This is a genomic window from uncultured Eudoraea sp., assembly GCF_947260015.1.
Classification (GTDB): domain Bacteria; phylum Bacteroidota; class Bacteroidia; order Flavobacteriales; family Flavobacteriaceae; genus Eudoraea.
Window position 1 is genome coordinate 1 of record NZ_CAMYOM010000094.1, and the last position, 3090, is coordinate 3090.

Here is a 3090-nt window from a genome sequence, read left to right on the forward strand (position 1 = left end):
AATGCAGCAACAGCATTGGCTTATGTGCTTTGCGGTGCGGCCTTTCCCATACTTTTAGGCGGCGGATGGTGGGATTTAATTTTGTCCGGCGTTTTTAGTCTGGTTGTGTTCTTTATGGTAATAAATTCTGGTAAATGGGGACCTTTATCAGGGGAATGGCTTCCCTTATCTACAGCGTTCGTAGCCGGTATACTAGCCGGAATTTCAAGGTTTTATTTACCGGAAATTAACGTGGTACTCATTGTACTTTCAGCTGTTCTGATATTGATTCCAGGTTATGGAATTAGTGTAGGCGTTGTAGAAATTGTAAGCAAGCATATTTCCTCCGGACTTTCAAACCTGCTAACCGGTTTAATTTATTTATTCAAACAATTTTTTGGTGGATGGCTAGGTGTAAGTGCTGTTGGTCTTATAGTAACAATGCCCGAAGCTACAACTGCAGTTGCTATTGATTCTGTTTGGCTTTGGGTAGGAATTCCTACAATCATTATTGGTCTGGGAATAGCATTACAAACGCCTTACAGAGATTTTATTTGGGCTTGTCTAGGCATGTTGATAGCCTTTTTAGGTACTTTTTACGGTAGCGAATGGGTAGGGGTCAATTTCGGGAATTTATTGGGCATGGTCTTACTGGTTGTATTTACAAGTACCTGGTCAAGGAAAACGAAAAGACCACCTTCAATAGTTTTGGTCCCTGCTTTTATATTGCTGGTGAGCGGCTCCATTGGGTTCCGGGGCTTGGCAGCCTTTGCCGCTGGAAATATGCAAGCCGGAAGCCAGGAGTTTCTGCAGATGTTTATAGTCGCCCTCACCCTGGCAGCAGGTCTGGTGATTGGTGTTACATTAATTAAGCCCACTAAAAAAGTATAATATATTATGACGCGTTTTAAAAATAACAAACTAGCATATTTAACTTTTTTTGTCTTGTTAACTACTGTTTCAAGTTTTGCTCAACAGCAGAAACAAACAGACAGTATTAAAAGTAAATCTAATAGTCTAGGCCCGAGTAGTGTTGCGGGTCAAATAGAGAAAAATCAGAGGGTAGAATCCAAGTTATTAAAAAACTATTTTGATTTTAAAGACAATTTCGAAACTAAAAGTAATTTTTCATATGGTGTAGATTATTTTTCAAATTTTCAAGTAGCCACAGCAAGTTTAGGTGATAATAGTGCCTTTAGCGGTGTTTTTAGAGTATATGGAAATTGGAATTTAATCGGTAAAAAATCAGGAAACAACGGTGCTCTAGTATTTAAAGTAGAGAATAGACATGCCTATGGCAACAATATTCCTGGTCAATCTTTAGGTGGAGAAATTGGATATATCGGTTTAACTTCAACTACTTTTAGTGATGTTCACTGGGCATTAACCAATTTTTATTGGTTACAGGAATTTGCACAAGGAAAAATAAAATTCGCATTGGGTCAAGTAGACGCTACTGACTACTTTAATGTCTATGCTCTTGTAGATCCTTGGAGTGATTTTAGTAATCTTCAATTTTCGACCGGAGTAACTATTCCAGCCCCTAATCAAGGTTTAGGAGCTGTAATACAAGGCCGTTTGACTAAAAATTATTATGTAATGGCTGGTATTTCTGATGCCAACGGGAACCCAAAGGAACCATTAGACGGTTTTGATAGTTTTTTTAAAGTAGCAGAATATTTTACCCTTGCTGAATTTGGTTGGGTAAAATCGTATCAAGAACGATTTACAGATAATATCCACCTTTCATTTTGGCATGTTGCTAATCGAGTAGCATTAAATATTCCAAGTGGTTGGGGGCTTAACTTTTCATATACTCGCTTATTTAAAGAACATTGGCAGCCCTTTTTAAGAGCTGGATATGCTAAAAATGGAGGCGCTCTTTATGAAGGATCTATTGAAGCAGGTGTAGGTTATAAATTTTCACCAAAACAAAATTTAGTTGGTATTGGATTAGGTTGGGGCAATTAACAATTGAATTATTTTATCACTGGCAAAAGTTTAAGACCTTTATTTTAACGCCAGATGTTCAGTTTATAATTAATCCAGCCCAAAACCCAACAAGTAATTTTATAACCGTATTTGGGTTGAGAGGACGAATTTTTATTTAGGAAATCATATTGCATACTTATGAATCTGAAATTCGTATTCATTACATATATTCTAAAAGTGTAATAAGTCATCTATATACAATACGTGTTCTGAATTGTAAATGGCACTGAAGGCTTTGCTCAACGCATTCAGTTTGCTGCCAAGTTGAATTTTACCGATTAAAGGCTTTTAATCAAAAAATCTAAACCTCACTTAATAAATGAAAAGTTACAAAATGAAAACACAACAGAAAACAAGTTGCCAACCCAAAAGCTACTTCCTTTTTACGACTAAAGTAGTATTGACCTAAGCTATTAATTGGCCTATATTTACTCTAGAATTTTTAAATGCTGCTTACTAAACTACATCGTCCACCAATTTCCAAGGAACATGTATATCGTGACCACCTGATTAATCGGCTGGACAAGAACCTACATAAACCTTTTACTTTTGTTTCTGCAGGAGCTGGTTATGGTAAAAGTATGCTAATTAGCTCATGGTTAGAGTTATCTAAAGAAAAATATGCTTGGATATCGCTTGATGAAGGTGATAATGACATTAGAGATTTTGTTCAATATTTAATTAAATCAATCCAAATTGAATTTCCGGGAACTTTAACAAAAAGTGAGAGCCTGGTAAATAATTCTGAGCTACCGCCCTGCCGGGTATTGTGGGAGGAGCTTATTAATGAGATGAATGAGATAACAACGAGTAATCTCGTACTTGTTCTTGATGATTATCATATCATCCAAGAATCGAACATTCATGATTTCATTAATCTTTTCTTAAAGTTTCCACCGCAGCATATACACCTGGTGCTTATAAGTCGATACGATCCGCCCTTTGACTTGCCTACCTTGCGCGCACATAATAAAATGAATGAAATCAGAATGACTGATCTGGTTTTTCAGCCAAATGATATAACAAACCTTTTTAGAACGCAATCCAAGCTTGAGCTAAATAAGGAACTGGTTGATGCGCTTTATAAAACTACCGAAGGATGGATAGTCGGAATACGCA

General features: G+C 36.6%; 4 protein-coding genes. All 4 read left to right on the top strand.

Going from position 1 to position 3090, the window contains the following annotated elements; translation table 11 throughout:
- Window positions 1-870, top strand: an 870-nt coding sequence (locus tag Q0X66_RS15835) for a threonine/serine exporter family protein (RefSeq protein WP_297708094.1), incomplete at its 5' end; no start/stop codon positions are given.
- Between the two features lie 6 nt (window positions 871-876).
- The gene (locus tag Q0X66_RS15840) at window positions 877-1950 is read left to right on the top strand and encodes a carbohydrate porin (protein ID WP_297708096.1); all 1074 of its coding nucleotides are present in this window, start codon (window positions 877-879) and stop codon (window positions 1948-1950) included.
- Window positions 1938-2090: a carbohydrate porin gene (locus tag Q0X66_RS15965; protein ID WP_366938715.1), complete on the top strand. Its 153-nt coding sequence runs from the start codon at window positions 1938-1940 to the stop codon at window positions 2088-2090. The genes Q0X66_RS15840 and Q0X66_RS15965 overlap by 13 nt, the downstream gene beginning before the upstream one ends.
- A 327-nt stretch (window positions 2091-2417) precedes the next feature.
- Window positions 2418-3090 (top strand): hypothetical protein (locus tag Q0X66_RS15845; protein ID WP_297708098.1); only part of this gene is annotated, 673 nt, incomplete at its 3' end.